17 protein-coding genes are annotated in these 16,741 nt (G+C 65.6%); 11 read left to right on the plus strand and 6 right to left on the minus strand.

Annotated features, from left to right (window positions below; translation table 11 throughout):
* Positions 1 to 200 precede the first annotated feature (200 nt).
* Genes CLV74_RS21040 through CLV74_RS21050 form a run of 3 tightly spaced genes read right to left on the minus strand, consistent with a single transcriptional unit; the run spans position 201 to position 5,099 of the window.
* Positions 201 to 3,302, minus strand: coding sequence for an efflux RND transporter permease subunit (locus CLV74_RS21040; RefSeq protein ID WP_106268653.1), 3,102 nt, complete (start codon positions 3,300 to 3,302; stop codon positions 201 to 203).
* Positions 3,299 to 4,597, minus strand: a complete 1,299-nt coding sequence (locus CLV74_RS21045) for an efflux RND transporter periplasmic adaptor subunit (RefSeq protein WP_106268655.1) — start codon at positions 4,595 to 4,597, stop codon at positions 3,299 to 3,301. The genes CLV74_RS21040 and CLV74_RS21045 overlap by 4 nt, the downstream gene beginning before the upstream one ends.
* A gap of 4 nt (positions 4,598 to 4,601) precedes the next feature.
* On the minus strand, positions 4,602 to 5,099 hold the full coding sequence (locus tag CLV74_RS21050; protein WP_106268657.1) for a cytochrome b: 498 nt from the start codon (positions 5,097 to 5,099) through the stop codon (positions 4,602 to 4,604).
* 96 nt (positions 5,100 to 5,195) lie between these two features.
* Here CLV74_RS21050 and CLV74_RS21055 point away from each other — a divergent pair, with 96 nt between their 5' ends.
* A complete protein-coding gene (locus CLV74_RS21055; RefSeq protein ID WP_106268660.1) occupies positions 5,196 to 5,810 on the plus strand; it encodes a TetR/AcrR family transcriptional regulator in 615 nt (204 codons plus the stop codon).
* Positions 5,803 to 6,180 (plus strand): hypothetical protein, encoded by a 378-nt coding sequence (locus CLV74_RS21060; protein ID WP_050930827.1) that lies wholly within the window; start codon positions 5,803 to 5,805, stop codon positions 6,178 to 6,180. Before CLV74_RS21055 ends, CLV74_RS21060 begins: the two co-directional genes overlap by 8 nt.
* Here the strand turns inward: CLV74_RS21060 and CLV74_RS21065 are convergent.
* Positions 6,159 to 6,572, minus strand: a complete 414-nt coding sequence (locus CLV74_RS21065) for an RrF2 family transcriptional regulator (protein WP_050930825.1) — start codon at positions 6,570 to 6,572, stop codon at positions 6,159 to 6,161. The genes CLV74_RS21060 and CLV74_RS21065 overlap by 22 nt on opposite strands.
* Positions 6,573 to 6,690: 118 nt before the next feature.
* Between CLV74_RS21065 and CLV74_RS21070 the strand changes: the two genes are divergently transcribed.
* From CLV74_RS21070 to CLV74_RS21105, 8 genes are read left to right on the plus strand one after another with little or no spacing between them, the layout of a single operon-like run.
* Positions 6,691 to 7,173, plus strand: coding sequence for a hemerythrin domain-containing protein (locus CLV74_RS21070; RefSeq protein ID WP_106268662.1), 483 nt, complete (start codon positions 6,691 to 6,693; stop codon positions 7,171 to 7,173).
* 7 nt (positions 7,174 to 7,180) lie between these two features.
* Positions 7,181 to 7,714 (plus strand): DUF2478 domain-containing protein, encoded by a 534-nt coding sequence (locus CLV74_RS21075; RefSeq protein ID WP_106268664.1) that lies wholly within the window; start codon positions 7,181 to 7,183, stop codon positions 7,712 to 7,714.
* Positions 7,711 to 8,397, plus strand: a complete 687-nt coding sequence (locus tag CLV74_RS21080) for a 5-formyltetrahydrofolate cyclo-ligase (protein ID WP_245848547.1) — start codon at positions 7,711 to 7,713, stop codon at positions 8,395 to 8,397. The genes CLV74_RS21075 and CLV74_RS21080 overlap by 4 nt, the downstream gene beginning before the upstream one ends.
* Positions 8,394 to 8,921, plus strand: a complete 528-nt coding sequence (ubiT, locus tag CLV74_RS21085; RefSeq protein WP_095590942.1) for a ubiquinone anaerobic biosynthesis accessory factor UbiT — start codon at positions 8,394 to 8,396, stop codon at positions 8,919 to 8,921. The genes CLV74_RS21080 and ubiT overlap by 4 nt, the downstream gene beginning before the upstream one ends.
* The gene (gene ubiU, locus CLV74_RS21090; protein ID WP_095590943.1) at positions 8,918 to 9,916 is read left to right on the plus strand and encodes a ubiquinone anaerobic biosynthesis protein UbiU; all 999 of its coding nucleotides are present in this window, start codon (positions 8,918 to 8,920) and stop codon (positions 9,914 to 9,916) included. Before ubiT ends, ubiU begins: the two co-directional genes overlap by 4 nt.
* Before the next feature lie 5 nt (positions 9,917 to 9,921).
* Complete coding sequence (ubiV, locus tag CLV74_RS21095; RefSeq protein ID WP_245848549.1) at positions 9,922 to 10,833, plus strand: ubiquinone anaerobic biosynthesis protein UbiV; 912 nt, start codon at positions 9,922 to 9,924, stop codon at positions 10,831 to 10,833.
* A 20-nt stretch (positions 10,834 to 10,853) separates the two neighbouring features.
* Positions 10,854 to 12,059: an NnrS family protein gene (locus CLV74_RS21100; protein ID WP_106268667.1), complete on the plus strand. Its 1,206-nt coding sequence runs from the start codon at positions 10,854 to 10,856 to the stop codon at positions 12,057 to 12,059.
* Between the two features lie 11 nt (positions 12,060 to 12,070).
* Entirely contained in the window at positions 12,071 to 12,736 is a 666-nt protein-coding gene (locus tag CLV74_RS21105; RefSeq protein ID WP_106268670.1) for an NnrU family protein, read from the plus strand.
* Positions 12,737 to 12,739: 3 nt separating this feature from the next.
* Here CLV74_RS21105 and CLV74_RS21110 read toward each other — a convergent pair whose 3' ends face one another.
* Both CLV74_RS21110 and CLV74_RS21115 read right to left on the minus strand, forming a co-directional pair.
* Positions 12,740 to 13,051: a carboxymuconolactone decarboxylase family protein gene (locus CLV74_RS21110; RefSeq protein ID WP_106268673.1), complete on the minus strand. Its 312-nt coding sequence runs from the start codon at positions 13,049 to 13,051 to the stop codon at positions 12,740 to 12,742.
* Between the two features lie 11 nt (positions 13,052 to 13,062).
* On the minus strand, positions 13,063 to 13,761 hold the full coding sequence (locus tag CLV74_RS21115) for a cyclic nucleotide-binding domain-containing protein (RefSeq protein WP_106268676.1): 699 nt from the start codon (positions 13,759 to 13,761) through the stop codon (positions 13,063 to 13,065).
* Positions 13,762 to 14,016: 255 nt separating this feature from the next.
* On the opposite strand from CLV74_RS21115, the gene CLV74_RS21120 reads away from it, so the two are divergent.
* On the plus strand, positions 14,017 to 16,740 hold the full coding sequence (locus tag CLV74_RS21120) for a nitrate/nitrite transporter (RefSeq protein ID WP_106268678.1): 2,724 nt from the start codon (positions 14,017 to 14,019) through the stop codon (positions 16,738 to 16,740).
* Position 16,741: the final 1 nt, after the last annotated feature.

The raw sequence follows: 16,741 nt of genomic DNA on the forward strand, positions 1-16,741 counted from the left end.
CATTCGACCTCTGGAAAGGCTACGCTGCCGAAATGACCGCCTGACAGGCAGAGCTTTCGCTCCGCTCGATCAGGCGATAATAAGTTGGCAATGCCGTCAAGACTCGCCCGACCTCTGAAGCGGAACGAACGTGCGCGAGATGACTTGCTTGGGTCTCTACCGGTTCCAACTGTTTCTGTTTTTGAAGAGGCGGGGTGGGGTCAGCGACCTTTTGGAACGACAGAATGGTCCTGTTTCCTTGGTCGAATGTCCTCGAGCGCTGCATAAAATGCGGGCAACACCAACAGGATAAGAACCGTCGCCGCCAACAGGCCAAAAACGACCGAGATCACAAGCGGCTTAAGGGTCTGTGCCTGGGTCGAGGTTTCCAGAAGCAGCGGTGCCATGCCCATGATTGTGGTCGAGACCGAAACGAAGATCGGACGAAACCGGGTGCGCACGGCCTCTCCCGCGGCCATCGCGGCAGACAGTCCATCGACCCGGCGGGCGTTTATGACGCCGACCAGCAAGATCGCGTTGTTCACCACGATTCCCGCAAGCGAGGCCGCCCCCACCAGCGAGGGCATGGAGATGTTGTAGCCCATCAGGACATGGCCCCAGATGACGCCCAGGAACGCCAGCGGGATGGTGATCATCACGATCAGCGGCTCCACATAGCTGCGGAACTGGAAGCTGAGGACGATGTAGATGCCCACCAGTCCGATCAGGAACCCGCGCAGGATCGAGACGACGGTTTCCGCCGAATTCGCGGCCTGCCCACCGATCTCGAAGATCAGGCCGGGGGTGGCAGCCGCGAGGTCCGGCAGAAAGCCCTCGGCCAGCCGGGCGGTGATCGCGTCGGCATTGCCGATGCGGCCGTCCACATCGGCCGCGACGGTCAGCGTACGCAACCCGTTGCGGCGCGTGATGGTTCCCCACCCACGTGCTTCGGTGACGGTGGCGATGCTCGACAACGGCACGGTGCCGCCACCGGGCAGCGCGATCTCGAAAAGGTTCAGGTCAGCGCGGTTGGCGCGGTCCTCATCAGCAAGCCGCAGCTCGATTTCCCAGGCCAGATCGCCGCGCCGGATTTCCGCAAGCTGTGTGCCGAGAAAGGCCGCGCGAAGTTGGCTTGCCACATCCGTTGCGGCCAGCCCCAGCGCCTCGGCCCCCGGCGACAGGCTCAGCCGCAATTCGGGCGCGCCCGGGCGCAGGTCGAGGATCGCGTTGCGCACACCGGCATAGGATTCGAGTTCAGTCAGCGTGGCGCGCCCCGCCGCCTCCAACGCGGAAAGGTCGGGGTGGGTCAGGCGCAGTTCCACCGCGATGCCCTGCGGCCCGATCCCCGGCTCGGTCAGGATCAGCGAGGACACACCGGGCAGAGTGCCAATTTCGTCGCGCCAGAGCGTCACGATTTCGTCCAACGTGCTGCTGCGTGTCTCGGCGCCGAGCAGGTCCACCGCGACGGTGGCGACATGGGCACCGGTCTCGCCCGCCGAGAGGTTGCGGCCCAGCCGGGTGATGCGGCGGATCACCAGCGGTTGTGCCTGGGGCTGATCAGGGGACAGGCGGGCGTTCACGCGGTCGAGCGCTGCCTCGACCTGAGCCACGGCTTGGCCCGTGCGCGCTAGCGGTGTGCCTGCGGGTAGCATCAGCCGCGCCTCGAGCACGTCGCCATCGATCTCGGGCATCGCCTCGCGTTTGACCACGCCGCCGCCCAATGCGCCGACGGTCACGATCAGCGCCCCGATGGCCAGACCGACAACAAGCCAGCGCGCCTTGATCGCGGCGTCTGCCAGGCGGCCCACGCCACGTTCGCGCAGGGCATCGAAACCCGCCTCGAAGCGCATTCGCAAGTGCGACGGGGCGGTGTCCTTCATCCCACCTTTCAAGTGGTGGGGCAGGATCAGGAAGGCCTCGATCAGCGAAGCGGCGAGCGCGGCCAGCAGGACCACGGGCAGAACCTCCAGGACGGCCCCCAGTTCGCCCGCCAGAAAGGCCAGAGGCAGGAACACGGCCAGCGTCGTCAGGAAGGACGAGATCACGCCGGGCGCCACGGCGGCGACGCCCGCCGCCACGGTTTCGACCGTCGCGCCCTTGGCGGCATGCACCGCGATGGAATCCGCGATCACGATGGAATCGTCCATCACGATCCCGATCGCCATCAGCAGGGCCACCAGTGTCATCATGTTCAGGCTGAGCCCGGTCAGCCCCATCCAGACGAATGCCCCGGCAAAGGCCATGGGCAGGCCCATGGCGGCCCAGACCGCGAAACCGGGGCGGAAGAACAGGCTCATCACCACGACAACCAGCACTAGCCCGATCACCCCGTTCTGCACCAGCATCACCAGCCGGTCGCGGATGATGGAGGTCACGTCCTGCACCACCTCAACCGTGATCGTTTCGGACAGGCGTGCCGTTTCCTCGGCCACCAGCGCTGCGACGCTGTCCAGTACCCGAAGCGCGTCGGCTTCGAGCGCCTTGGCCACATCGATCACGATGGCGGGCGTGCCGTCGACAAGGGCGCGGTCCTGCGGCGGCTCGAAGCGCTCCTCGATCACTGCCACGTCCCCAAGCGTCAAAGTCGCACCATTCGGCAGAACCAGCACGGGGATCGTGGCAAGGGAGATGGTCGTGTCGCGTTCCGCAGTGAAGCGCAAGGTCAGGTCCGCGCCCGGCCCCTCCAGAGTGCCGGCGGGCAGGTCGATGCTCTGTGCAGCGATGGTTGCGGCCAATGCGGCTGGCGTCAAACCGTGGCTGTCGAGCGCGGCGCGCGTGGCGGTGATGGAAAGCGTCCGGGTGCCGAGCCCCCCGCGCGTCACGCGGGCGACGCCGGGCAGGGCGGTCAGTCGGTTCGACAGGCCGTCGGCATAAAGGTCCAACTCGCCCAGCGGCAGATCGCTCGAGATGGCGATCGATGTGACAGGATCCGAGCGGTGCAACTCGCGTACCACGGCGGGATCGGCGCGGTCGGGGAAGGTATCGATGGCCGAAACCTCGGTGCGCAGGGAATTGACGAAGCGCAGCGCGTCATTGCCCGGCGCCATGGTCGCCACGGCCCGCGCGCGGCCGCTCTGCGCGGTGCAGGTGAGGGTTTCCAGCCCCTCGACACCCTGCACTCCGTCCCAGAGCGGCGCGCAGATCGCGGCCTCCACATCCTCGGCGGCGGCACCCCGGTACGGCACCGTGATCTCGGCCTCGACAGCGCGGAAATCGGGGAAGGTCTCGCGCAGCAGGCCCGGTGCGGCAAAGGCACCGGCGGCAAGGAACAGAAGGAGCAGCAGATTGGCTGCCGTCGGGTGGCCGGTGAACCAGCGGATCATGGCTGGACCTCGACCGGGGTCAGGGCCATGCCGGGGATGGCCGGAGCGATATCGTCGATCACCACGCGGTCGCCCGGCGACAGGCCAGCGGCGATAACGACACGGCCATCCTGCGCGAAGGCGGCGGTGACGGGGCGCAATTCCAGCAGATCGCCGGGGCCGGCTATCCGCACCCTGCCCATGTGCAACGCCGCCTCGGGGATGGCGATGACGCCGGCGATGGAAGCGCCCGAAAAGGCAAGCTGCACCTGCATGTTGGGTACCAGCGGCAGGCGGCGGGGCGGGTCGGCGCCCTCATAGGGGTCGTCAACCCTGACCACGACCGGCACGGTGCGCGCACGGGCATCCAGCGCGCCCTCGATCCCGACAACGCGGGCGCTCCAGATCTGCTTCGGGTCCGACAGAGGGCTGAGCGTCACTGCAATCCGCGTGGCGGGCATGTCGCGCATCATGTCGGCAAGGGTGATGCCCTCCGGTGCATCTCCCAGCAGCTGTCGAAAGCTGTCGATGGGCAGATGCGCCACGACCTCGGCCGCCGCGATCCCGTCGGCACGGATCACCACCTGACCGGGGGCGACGGTCTGAAACAGCTCAGCATTCACCTCGGTCACCCGCAGGTCGAACGGCGTCGTCAGGGTCGTGCGGTCGAGCGAGCGGCGCGCCCGGTCTATGGCGGCCTCGCTGCGTGCGACCTGCGCCGCGATCCGCGCTTGGCGAGACGGGATCAGGGCGAGCGTGTTCTCCAGTTCCGCCACCGTGCGGCGGGCCAGAAGGGTCGCGCGCTCGGCCTCGTCGGCGCGCGATTGCGGAACGGCGCCTTGCGCGACGAGTGTGCGCGTGCGTTCCAGATCGGTCTCGGCCAGGGCCAGCCGGTTCTGTTCCAGCGAAAGGATGCGCCGCGTGTTGTCCGCCTCTGCCGTAAGCTGCACGCGCTCGGCCTCCAGCACCGCGAGGTCGGCCTGCGATTGCGCCAGCGCCAGCTCGTAGTCGGCGGGGTCGGTCCTCAGCACTTCCGTCCCCGCCGGGATCAGGCGACCGGGCTCAAGGACCGGATGGCGCCAGATCACCTCGCCCTGCACCTCGGCCACGGCGACCCAGTTCTCCGCCGCGCGCAGGCTGCCCCAAGCGGTCGCGGCGGGCCGAATATCCTGCGCCGCGACCGTCATCACCCGAACGGGCAGCGCGGGCGCGTCGCCCCCGACCTGCGCGGGGCCGGGGGCAGACGCGATCATCCATACCGACGCGGCAATGCCGAGCGCGATGGGTGGCAGTGCCAGGAGCGGGGCGAGGCGCATGGGTTCAGCCCTGCGCCCGGCGCATCCGCGCCAGCGTGCCGTCGCGCAGGATGAACTGGTGGTAGAGCGCGCCAATCACATGCAGCGCAACCAGCGCCAGCAGGATGATCTTCATCACGTTATGCCCCTGCGCCGCGGCCTCGACCCCACCGAACCACGCGACAGACCCGCTGAGTGGCATCAGGATCATCAGCGCGTAAAGCCCGACATGGGTGAGCTTCGCGAGAATGCCTTGTACCTTGCTGGCCTCGATCGCCGGGGGCACGCCGCGCCTGGCGCGCAGGGTCAACCGCCACAGCGCGAAGATCATCACCAGCGCGCCGCCCACCACATGGGCCAGCACGAGCGGGTCGAACCCAGCCTCCAGCCCATCGGTGATGCGGTCCCATGCGGCCGACATCGCGTCCTTGAAAAGATATTGCTGCGCGATCAGTGCGAAGATGAGCCAATGCAGCGCGATCTGAAGGCGGGAATAGCCGGTGGGGGCGGTCTTGGCGGGCATGGCTAGGATCCTTTCGGTCAGGGTGCGCGACTCGGGATAGAGGTTGCGGTTGTCAACAGTATATGTTAGTGATTTATAACTAACAAGAGGTGAGACATGTCGGGCCGTCAAAGTGCTGAAGAGAGAAAGGCGCAAATCGTGGCCGAGGTTTTGCGACTGGCCGACGAGATCGGACCCGACCGGCTGAGCACCACAGATGTCGCGCGTGCCATCGGCCTAAGTCAGCCTGCGATTTTCCGGCATTTCCCCACCAAGGGCGCGCTCTGGCTGGCGGTGGCCGAGGATATCGCTGACCGGTTGCAGAGTTGCTGGGCTGCGGCCGAGGCCGGGGCCACCGGGCCGCACGAACGCCTGAAAGCGCTGATCGGTGCGCAGCTGTCAGCCATATCCGAGACGCCAGCCCTGCCATCGATCCTGTTCTCGCGCGAGTTGCAGGTGGACAATCAAGCCCTTCGCGACGTGTTCCGGGGGCTTCTGGGCGCTTTTCAGGGCCGCCTTGTTGCCGTGATCCGTGATCTTCAGGCTGCGGGCGATCTGAAGCGCGACGTCAGCCCAGAGGATGTCGCCATCCTGCTGACGTCGCTGGTGCAGGGTGTCGCCATCCGCTGGACGCTCGGCGCCCGGGGCTTTGCGCTCGTGCCTGAGGGGTTCCGGCTGTTTGACGTGCAGATGGAACTTCTACGCGCGAAGGAGGGCGCTTGCGATGCCTAGAACCAGTCTGACGCTCCGCATAGCGGGCGGTGTTGCGATTGCCTTTGGCGTGCTGACCATTTTCTCTGGTGGCCGAACATTGCTCGGATCAGCCGACATGGGGGCAGTCGTACCCTTTGTGCTGTGGTTCAACACGCTGGCCGGGCTCGCCTATGTCGTCGCGGGTCTCGGCCTGTGGCAGGGGCGGCGATGGGCCTGGCCCCTATCGTTCGTGATCTTCGCTGCAACGCTGCTGGTTTTCGCGGCCTTCGGCCTGCATGTCGCCCAAGGTGGAGCCTTCGAGATGCGTACCGTTTACGCCATGGCCCTGCGTAGCGCGGTCTGGGGCTGGATTGCGTGGGCGGCGCGTCAGGCGTTTTCCGGTCGGTAAACGCAATCGGCCAGGGTGCTGCGGTTCAGATCGGCAACAAATGCCGCCTCTGCATGAGCCAGCCGCGCTTTCAACCGGCATTGCGGGGTCAAGGTGCAGCTGTTGGTGCCTGCGGCGAAGCACTCCACCAGAGCCTGATCTGCTTCGAGAGCCGCCACCACATCGCCCAGGCGGATGTCCTCCGGCGCGCGGGCCAGCATAGCGCCGCCCCCACCGCCGCGCCGGGTTTCCAGAAGACCTGCGGCGGCAAGCGCCGTGATCACCTTGGCAAGATGGTTGCGGGAGATGCGGAATTCATCGGCGAGTTCCGACGTGGTGAAGGCCCGGTCGGGTGCGCCCGCCATCCGCATCAGAACGCGCAGGCCGTAATCGGTGAAAGAGGTGAGGCGCAAGGTCGCGCTCCTGTTTTGGTAGTTGAAGTGCGTATTCACGAGAGGTATACGTATCTAAAATACCAATTCGCTGCGACCCACGCAAGGACCGGGCGACGCGCGAGTGAAAGGACCCGCCATGAAAGACCTCCCCGAAACGGACGTGCCGCAGGACACCGGCGCCCTGATCGACCATATCCTGACGCGCTATCACGAGATGCACCGGGAGGATCTCGCCTCGCTCATGCCGCTGGCCGACCGGGTCGAGCGGGTGCACGCGGACGATCCCGAGGCACCCAAGGGGCTGGCCGCCGCCATCCGGACGCTCGCCGGGGAGATGGAGGATCACATGATGAAGGAGGAGATGATTTTGTTTCCGGCCATGCGCGCGGGCGGCGGGCCGGGCATCGAACACCCCATCGCGGTGATGCGCGCCGACCACGACGATCACGCCGAAAACATCGCGCTGATCCGGCGGCTCACCTGCGATCTGACGCCGCCCGAGCACGCCTGCGGCTCCTGGCGCTCGCTCTATGGCGGCCTGGCGGCGCTGTTCGACGACCTTGCCGCCCATATCGCGCTGGAGAACGATGTGCTGTTCCCGCGCTTCGAGTCGGCTTGAGGCGAAGATGCGGCTTGCGGGAGTGACAGTCGAGGGACGCGGCGGGACGGATCGTCTTATGGACGCGGTGGCTGACCGGCTAACGCGGGACGGCGTCCGGCTGGTGGGTGCGTTGCGCGCGGCCTCGCCCGATGCCGGATCGGGATCGTGCGAATGCGATCTCTGGCTTCTGCCCAACGGGCCGCGCTGGCGCATTACGCAAGATCTCGGACCCGGCGCCACCGCCTGCCGGATGGATGCGGGCGCCTTCGAGGAGGCCGTCGGGTTGGCGATGTCGCGGCTTCGGGCCGGCCGGGCAGACCTCGTGATCCTCAACAAGTTTGGCCTGAGCGAGGCAGAGGGGCGCGGCTTCCGCGCGCTGATCTCCGAGGCGCTTGTCCGCGGCGTTCCTGTCCTGACGGGTCTCTCCGAAACCCACAGGGCCGCGTTCGACCGCTATGCCGATGGCATGGCGACGATCCTCACACCGACCGAGGCTGCCGTCATGGACTGGTGCAACGCCGCTGTCGCACCTGTGGCCGAGGAAGGTGCGTGTCCATGAGCGGACAGGGAGCCTATGCCTCGCCCCCCTGCATGGCGGCGGAGGTGGACCCGACCTATTTCGATCCGCTTGGCACGGATGTGCAGCAGGCGCGTGACGTGGCGCGCTGGCGTCGAGCCGAGCGGGCAAGGCTGGCCAGCCTGAGGGAGGGGTTGGGCCAGACAGGACGGGCGCATGTGAGCAGTTCTATCTGCAGTCATCTCGAAACGGTCCTCGCCGCGCGCGGGACCCTCCGGGAGACCGTGCTCGCCGGCTACTGGCCGATCCGAGGAGAACCGGATCTGCGCCCGATCCTGTCCGATCTTCACGCGGCGGGCGTCTGTATCGCGCTGCCGGTGGTGGAGACCCCCGCAGCGCCGCTCGTGTTCCGACGATGGATGCCGGGCATGCGCATGCTGCGCGGCCATTGGAACATCCCCGTTCCGCCGCCCGAGGCGGAGGTCCTGACGCCCGACATCGCGCTCGCGCCCTGCCTCGGCTGGGATGCAGGCTGTTATCGGCTCGGCTGGGGCGGCGGCTATTACGACCGGACACTGGCCGCGCTCTCGCCGCGGCCCGTCACCATCGGCATCGCGCTGGCGGCAGCCCGACTGACCACAATCTACCCGCAGCCCCATGACATTCCCCTCGACAGGATCGTGACGGAGAAGGGCGTATCGGGGGAGCGAAAGGACCCATCATGATCCCGACGAGCGAACCAACTGCCCGGTTGCGGCCCGGCGAAGGCGCGATCGCGCGGCTTGCCTGCCTTGTGCTGCAACCGGTCCTGACGCGCGTTGTCCGTCGGGTCGCGGCGCGGCACCCGTCTCTCTTCGCGCGGCTCGGACCGCACCAGGCGACTGACTTCCTGATCGATCCCGTGGAACTGCCCTTTGCGCTGCATCTCCGCCCCGACCCGCAGGCGCTCGTCTTCCGCGCCGTGCCGCGCGATACGGCGCCGCAGGTCGGGGCCACGATCCGCGGGCGGTTCTTGCTGCTTCTGGAACTGATCGACGCCGAGCAGGACGGCGATGCGGCCTTCTTCTCGCGCGATCTGGAAATCAGCGGGGACACCGAGGCCGTCGTTCGTCTTAGGAATGCGCTCGACGACATGGACGGCTCGCTGGCCGAGGAGGCGTCGGCGATGTTCGGGACACCCGGACGGGCGGTTCTCGCACGGTTGCGGCGGGCCTATCCGGATGCCACCAAACCGAGGGAATACGCATGAGCCTTGCCGAACTGATCTGCCCCGCGGGCACCCCCGCCGCGCTGCGCACCGCCGTCGACGCGGGCGCCGATGCGGTCTATTGCGGCTTCCAGGATGCGACCAATGCGCGGAACTTCCCGGGGCTGAACTTCACCCCCGATGAACTGGCCGAGGCGGTGACCTATGCCCATGCGCGCGGCACCAAGGTGCTGCTGGCGCTGAATACCTATCCGCCTGCGGGCAAGGTCGATCTCTGGCGACATGCGGCGGACACCGGCGCGCGCTTGGGCGTTGATGCCTTCATCGTGGCCGACATGGGCGTGGCCGACTACATCGCCCGGATGTATCCGGGCATCCGGCTGCACCTGTCGGTACAGGCCGCGGCCTCATCGCCCGAGGCGATCCGCTACTATTGCGAGAACTTCGGTGTAAAGCGTGTGGTCCTGCCGCGCATCCTGACAATCCCCGAGATCCGCCAGATCCGCCGCGAGATTCCCTGCGAGATCGAGACCTTTATCTTCGGCAATCACGGGCTGATGGTGGAAGGGCGGTGCAGCCTGACCAATTACCTGACGGGTCAATCCACGAACATGGACGGGGTGTGCTCGCCCGCCTCAGATGTGGAATATGTGCGCGACGCTGACGGGTCGATGTCCTCGCAGCTCGCGGGTTTCACCATCGACCGGTTCGGGCCCGAGGAGAAGGCCGGCTATCCCACGATCTGCAAGGGCCGCTACGCCGCGCCCCATCGCCCCGAGGGCTACTACGCCTTCGAGGAACCGATCAGCCTGAATCTGTCGCGGCTCCTGCCCGAATTAATCGAGGCGGGCGTGCATGCTTTCAAGATCGAAGGGCGTCAGCGCTCGAAGAGCTATGTCCGCGGCGTTGTGCGTGCGTTCCGCGCAGCGGTGGATGACATCAAGGCCGGACGCGAGGCAAACATCGCCGACCTGATCGCCCTGACCGAGGGGCAGAAGCAGACCCAGGGCGCCTTCGAGACAAAGAAATGGCGGTGAATACCATGACGAAACTGACGCTCGGCCCGATCGCCTACCACTGGTCCGCGGATGCACGGCGTGACTTCTATGCCCGCATCGCGGATGAGGCGCCCGTCGACGAGGTTTATCTGGGCGAGGTGATTTGCTCCAAGCGCGCGCCCTTCCACGAGGCAGACCTGCCGGCCACGATCGAGCGGTTGGAGCGCGCAGGCAAGCGCGTGATCCTGTCAACGCTGGCCGAGGTGATGCTGAAACGCGAGCGCAAGGCAACCGAGGACATCGCCGAGATGGTCTCGCCCGAGATCGAGGTGAACAACGCCGCAGGGCTTTACGCGCGCGGTAAGCGTCCGCATCGGATCGGCCCCTTCATGAACGCCTACAACGACGCGACGATAGCCTGGATGGCCGGGCAGGGCGCGACCCATGTTTGCCTACCGGCCGAGATGCCGGCCCCGGCCATTGCAGCCGCGGCGCAGGCCGCAGTTGCGTTGGGCCTGGGTGTCGAGGTGCAGGTTTACGGCCGCGCGTCTCTGGCTGTGTCAGCGCGGTGCTATCACGCCCGCGCGCACGGCCGCACCAAGGACAACTGCCAGTTCGTCTGTGAAGAAGACCCCGACGGCATGCCGCTCCGCACCCGCGACGACCGCCCGATCCTGCGGGTGAACGGCATCCAGACCCTGTCGGAAAGCTATGTCGACCTGCTCCCCGAAGTGGCCCGTCTGATTGCCGATGGCGTCACGCACCTGCGGCTGATGCCACAGGCGGTGGACATGGTCGCGGTGGCGCAGGTGTTTCGCGATGTGCTCGATGGGCGCGTGCCGACAGGCGAGGCCGATGCCCGCCTTGCGACGCTGAGCGGGGATGCGGGCCTGAGCAACGGTTTCTATCATGGCACGGCGGGCTACCGCCGCATTGCCGCCGCGGCGCCGGCCTGAGCGCGCAAGGGACGCCACAAATGACCTCGACCGCCGAACAGATGCGCGCCTGGACCGGACCCGCGATCCTGACCTACGGGTTCCGCCCGTTCTTTTTCGGTGCGGCGGTCTGGGCCGTGCTGGCGATGGTGTTTTGGGTGCCGATGCTGTCAGGGCACCTGATGTTGCCCACAGCCTTCGACCCCGTGTCATGGCACGCGCACGAGTTCCTCTACGGTTATCTCGGTGCCGTCGTCGCGGGCTTTCTCCTGACTGCGGTGCCAAACTGGACGGGGCGCCTGCCAATCGTCGGCTGGCCGCTGGGCGGACTGGCGGCGCTGTGGCTCGTGGGGCGCGTGGCTGTGATCTTTTCGGCGGGGTTGCCGGCGCTGCTGGTGGCGGCGGTCGACTTGGCCTTCCCGGTCGTACTGGCCACGGTGATCGGGCGCGAAATCGTGGCGGGCCGGAACTGGCGCAATCTGATCGTGCTGGGGATGCTCGCGGTCTTTGCCCTCGGCAACGCGCTGTTTCATTGGGAGGCTGCACGAGAGGAGTATGCCGCGCAAGGTTACGGCCTGCGACTAGGCCTGGGCGCGGGCGTGATGATGATCGCGGTCATCGGCGGCCGCATAGTACCCTCCTTCACCCGTAACTGGCTGGTGAAACGGCGCAGCGCCGTACTGCCCGCAGCGCCGATGCAGCCCTTCGATAATGGGGCGCTCGGGACCCTTTTGGTGGCGCTTATGCTGTGGGTAGCACTGCCTCTCGGGACGCTGACCGGGTTGGCGCTTGCGCTGGCAGGCGTGTTGCATGCCCTGCGATTGGCCCGTTGGGCCGGACACCACACCTTTGCGGAGCCGCTGGTGACTGTGTTGCACGCAGGCTATGCCTTCGTGCCGTTGGGGGCTCTGGCATTGGCCGCAGAAATCTTGGCTCCCGGGTCCTTCGGAATGGCAGGCGCGCAACATTTCTGGATGGCTGGCGCAATCGGGCTGATGACGCTTGCCGTGATGACACGCGCCACGCTGGGTCATACAGGGCAGAACCTCACCGCCGGCGCGGGGACGATTATAATCTACCTAGCCCTGATCCTGTCCGTCTTCGCGCGGGTCGCTGGCGGCGTCTGGCCCGAAGTCTCCGGCCCGCTGACCACGGCGGCAGGTCTGTTGTGGATCGTGGCCTTCGGCGGTTTTGCCATCGTCTACGGCACGCTCTTGCTGCGCCTGCCCGCGGCCAGACGGGCCTGAGGCGCGCGCTCATGGGATGGCTGGAGTTCGTCGCCGCCTATGCCGTGTTTTTCGCGTCGCATTCCCTTCCGGTGCGCCCCTCTGTTCGGCCCTGGCTTGAGGCACGGCTTGGGTCGTCCGGATTCACATTGGCCTATTCCGCTCTGTCGCTCGTCGTTCTGGCTTGGTTGATCGGTGCGGCAGGCCGCGCGCCGCATTTGGCCGTTTGGGACTGGGCGCCATGGCAGGTCCATGTCCCACTGACGGTCATGTGGCCTGTCTGCCTGATCCTTGCGCTGTCAATCGCGAGGCCCAACCCGTTCTCGTTCGGGGGGGCGAGCAACGACCGGTTCGATCCCACGCGGCCGGGGATCGTTCGGTGGTCGCGCCACCCGCTTCTGCTTGCGCTGGCGCTTTGGGCGGCCGCGCATATCGTGCCCAACGGAGATCTGGCCCATGTGATCCTGTTCGGCACCTTCGCCGCCTTCGCGCTTCTGGGAGGCCGACTGGTCGACCGGCGCAAGCGCCGCGAGATGGGGCCAGAGTGGCAACGGATGCGTAATCGCGTGGCGGACGCGCCGCGCCTCCCGGCGTCCCTGTCGGACGGAACTCTCCTGAGGCTTGCGGCAGGCGTTGCGCTTTACGGGACGCTGCTCTGGGCGCATCCGTTTCTTTTTGGGGTCAGCCCGCTTCCTTGAAGGTCAATCCTTGATGTCTTCGATCCAGGTCTTCGCGGCGACAGCCCGGGGCAGGCCGAGCGGGCCGATGGCCAGCATCGCGACCTGCATGATCGCCTCAGCCTCAATCCCCTCCGATCTGGCGCGCCGGGTGTGGGAATGGACCGCGCCTTCGGAGCCCGCACCAATCGCAAGGGCGAGCTTGACGAGGCGCTTCTCGCGGTCTGTCAGGGGGCCGCAATCGGCCGTTGCCTTGCCCAAGGCAGCATAGGCCTTCCAGATATCAGGGTGTTCCTCGGCGAGATCTCCGGCGGCGCCGGGCATGGATTTGGTCATCTGTCAGTGCCTCAGGTTGAAAAGTCATCAATCAGTGGATTTGGTTTCGCAAAGCGCTCAAGGTCCGCCTGATTGCCGATGGCGATGCGGGTGCCGGCCACGGTCAGGCCATAGGGCTGCAGGCCTTTGAAGGCGCGGCTGAGATTTTCAGGTGTCATGCCCAGCACAGAGGCCAGGCGCCGCTTCTCGAAGTCCAACTCGAACGCAGCCCCACCGCCGGCGTGCCTTTGTTGCCTGAGCAGGTAATTCGCGAGCCGCTCGAGCGACGTTCTGAGTTTCAGGTCCTTTTGCGCCTTGATGACCGAGCGATAGCACTGCGCCAGTTCCGTGACGATCGCACGGGCAAAGTTGCCGTCGGCGTCGAAGATCGCGCGAACGTCCTGGCTGGGGATCAGCGCGATCCGGCTTTTCTCGAGCGTGCGGGCCGACATCAGGTAGGGCGCATCCTTGATGGTCGCCGCTAGAATGAAGGTCGAGATCGGGCGGACAGTCGCCATGCTGGTCTCTCGGCCATTCCAGGTCGAAAACAGATCCACCGAACCCGAAATAACGATGTGAAGAAAATCGCTCGGCTCTCCTTCAGTGATCAATTCGATCTGTGCAGGGAAATTCTGCACATAGGCACCCCGCATCAAGGACGTGAAATTATCATCCGCCATCTGCGCAAAGAGATCGAGTTTTCGAATATCCCGATATTCGGAATCGGCCATGTCGGTCCCCCTTCGACTTTGCGCACTCAACAAATATCAACAAATCAATTGATGTATGTCAACTCGTTGGTTGACCTTCGCGACCGCAGCCTTGATCTGCGACCACGCACCGGATGACATAATTCTGTAAGTAGTTTATTTCGTTATCATTTTCTTGGTTTTTTGATCTAGATCAGGTCATGAGCGTCGCTGCAGCGTCAGGTCTGGCACTAATCCCCACACAGGGGTGAAAGACTCATTTGCCGGAGACCCGCCATGCAGACCGTAGCGACAGCCTCACACGCCGATCAGACGCGCGCCTTGAGCCTGAGCACGATCGCCTTCACCGCCTGTTTCGCGGTCTGGACGATCTTTTCCATCATCGGTGTCGCCATCAAGGCCGAGCTTGGCCTGAATGACACACAGTTCGGCCTGCTGGTCGCCACCCCGATCCTGACCGGATCGGTCACCCGCCTGTTTCTCGGCGTCTGGACCGAAAAATACGGCGGGCGGCTGGTGTTCTCGAGCCAGATGATCCTGACGGCGCTGGCCACATGGGCGCTAACGCTCGCAGACAGCTACATCATGTATCTGATCGCGGCCCTTGGCATCGGCCTCGCGGGCGGATCGTTCATCATCGGCGTCGCCTATGTCAGCCGCTGGTATGACGCCGGCCACCAAGGGACCGCGCTGGGTATCTTCGGTGCGGGCAACGTCGGCGCCGCGGTCACCAAGTTCGTCGCTCCCTTCGTCATGGTCGCCTATGGCTGGCATGGCGTGGCCTATGTCTGGGCGGCGGGGCTCGCCATCATCGGCGTGCTGTTCTTCCTGCTCGCCAAGGACGACCCTAAGCTGGTCGAGCGCCGCAAGACCGGCACCAAGGCACCGACACTGGCGCAGCAATTCGCGCCATTGAAGAACCTCCAGGTCTGGCGCTTTTCGCTCTACTATTTCTTCGTGTTCGGTGCCTTCGTCGCGCTGGCGCTGTGGATGCCGCACTACCTGATCGACGTCTACGGCATCGATGTGCGCTTCGCTGGGATGGCGGCGGCGTCCTTCAGCCTTTCGGCCTCACTGTTCCGCGCCTATGGCGGCGTGCTGTCGGACAAGTTTGGCGCGCGGAGGGTCATGTACTGGACCTTCGGCTTTTCCCTGCTGTTCCTGTTCATGCTGAGCTACCCGCCCACGGATTACGTCATCAAGGGCAAGGACGGTGCCATCGCCTTCTCGACACAAATGGGTCTTTGGCCCTTCATCGTCACGCTCTTCGCTCTGGGCTTCTTCATGAGCCTCGGCAAGGCGGCGGTCTTCAAGCACATCCCGGTCTACTACCCCACACATGTGGGCGCCGTCGGCGGGCTTGTCGGCATGATCGGGGGCCTTGGTGGTTTTGTTTTGCCGATCTCCTTCGGCGCACTCCTCGATCTCACGGGAATCTATACGTCATGCTTTGCGCTGCTCTTTGGACTGGTCGCCATCGCACTGACCTGGATGCATCTGTCGATCCGCGCGATGGAACGCGCAGCACATGGCGAAGTGCTCGACCAACTGCCGCAGCTGCCCGAGATGCAGGACATTCACCACCCTGAACGCACTGCCATGCCGCGCGTGCTGGAGGATTGGCGGCCGGAGGACCAACAATTCTGGGCCGAAAAGGGCCGTGCCGTTGCGCGCCGGAACCTGTGGATCTCGATCCCGGCGCTTCTGCTGGCCTTCTCGGTCTGGATGGTGTGGTCGGTCGTCGTGGCTCGGTTGCCCGCCATCGGGTTCGACTTCACCCCCGGCCAGTTGTTCTGGCTGGCGGCCTTGCCGGGCCTGTCGGGCGCGACGCTGCGGATCTTCTACAGCTTCATGGTCCCGATCTTCGGCGGACGGCTGTGGACGACGCTGTCGACCGCTTCGCTGCTGCTGCCCGCCATGGGCATCGGATATGCGGTGCAGAACCCCGACACGCCTTACCTGATTTTCCTCGTCCTGGCCCTTCTGTGCGGCTTTGGCGGCGGCAACTTCGCCTCGTCGATGGCCAATATCGGCTATTTCTTCCCGAAGGCCGAAAAGGGCAACGCACTGGCGCTGAACGCGGGGCTGGGGAACCTCGGCGTGTCGGTCATGCAGTTCCTCGTGCCCATCGTCATCACGGCGGGTGTCTTCGGGGCACTTGGCGGGCAACCGCAGACCATGTCCGACGGCGGTCAGCTGTGGATGCAGAACGCAGGCTTCGTCTGGGTGCCCTTCATCCTCGCAGCGACCATAGCGGCCTGGTTGGGCATGAACGACATCGCAGATGCACGCGCCAGCTTTGCCGACCAGGCAGTGATCTTCGGACGCAAGCAGAACTGGTTGATGTGCATCCTCTACACCGGCACCTTCGGCAGCTTCATCGGCTACTCGGCGGGTTTCCCTCTGCTGACGCGCCTGGCCTTTCCCGAAGTGAACGCACTCAACTACGTGTTCCTTGGGCCGCTCGTGGGGGCGCTGAGCCGCGCTGCCACCGGCTGGATCTCGGACAAGTTCGGGGGCGGTCGCGTGACCTTCTGGACTTTCGCCCTGATGATCGTCGCCACCTTCGGTGTGATCAGCTTCCTTGGATTGGGCTCCTTCGTCGGCTTCTTCGCCTGCTTCATGGCGCTCTTCTTCCTGACCGGTGTCGGCAACGCGTCGACCTTCCAGATGATCCCGGTGATCATGGGTCGCGAAATTCCGCGCCTGATGCCGCACTTGGGTGCTGAAGAGCGCAAGCGTCAGATCGCGATGGAGTCCGGCGCGATCGTGGCCTTCACCTCGGCCATCGCGGCTTACGGCGCCTTCTTCATCCCCAAGGCCTACGGGACATCAATCGCGATGACCGGGTCTGCCGTTGGGGCGCTGTGGGGTTTCCTGATCTTCTACGTGATCTGCGTCGTCATCACCTGGGTGGTCTACACGCGCCCCGGCGGCCTTCTCCACGACATCGAACATGGCCGCACGCCGCAGGGCACCGCAGCCCAGCCCGCTGAATGAT

It is taken from the genome of Donghicola tyrosinivorans, from assembly GCF_003003355.1.
Lineage (GTDB): Bacteria > Pseudomonadota > Alphaproteobacteria > Rhodobacterales > Rhodobacteraceae > Donghicola > Donghicola tyrosinivorans.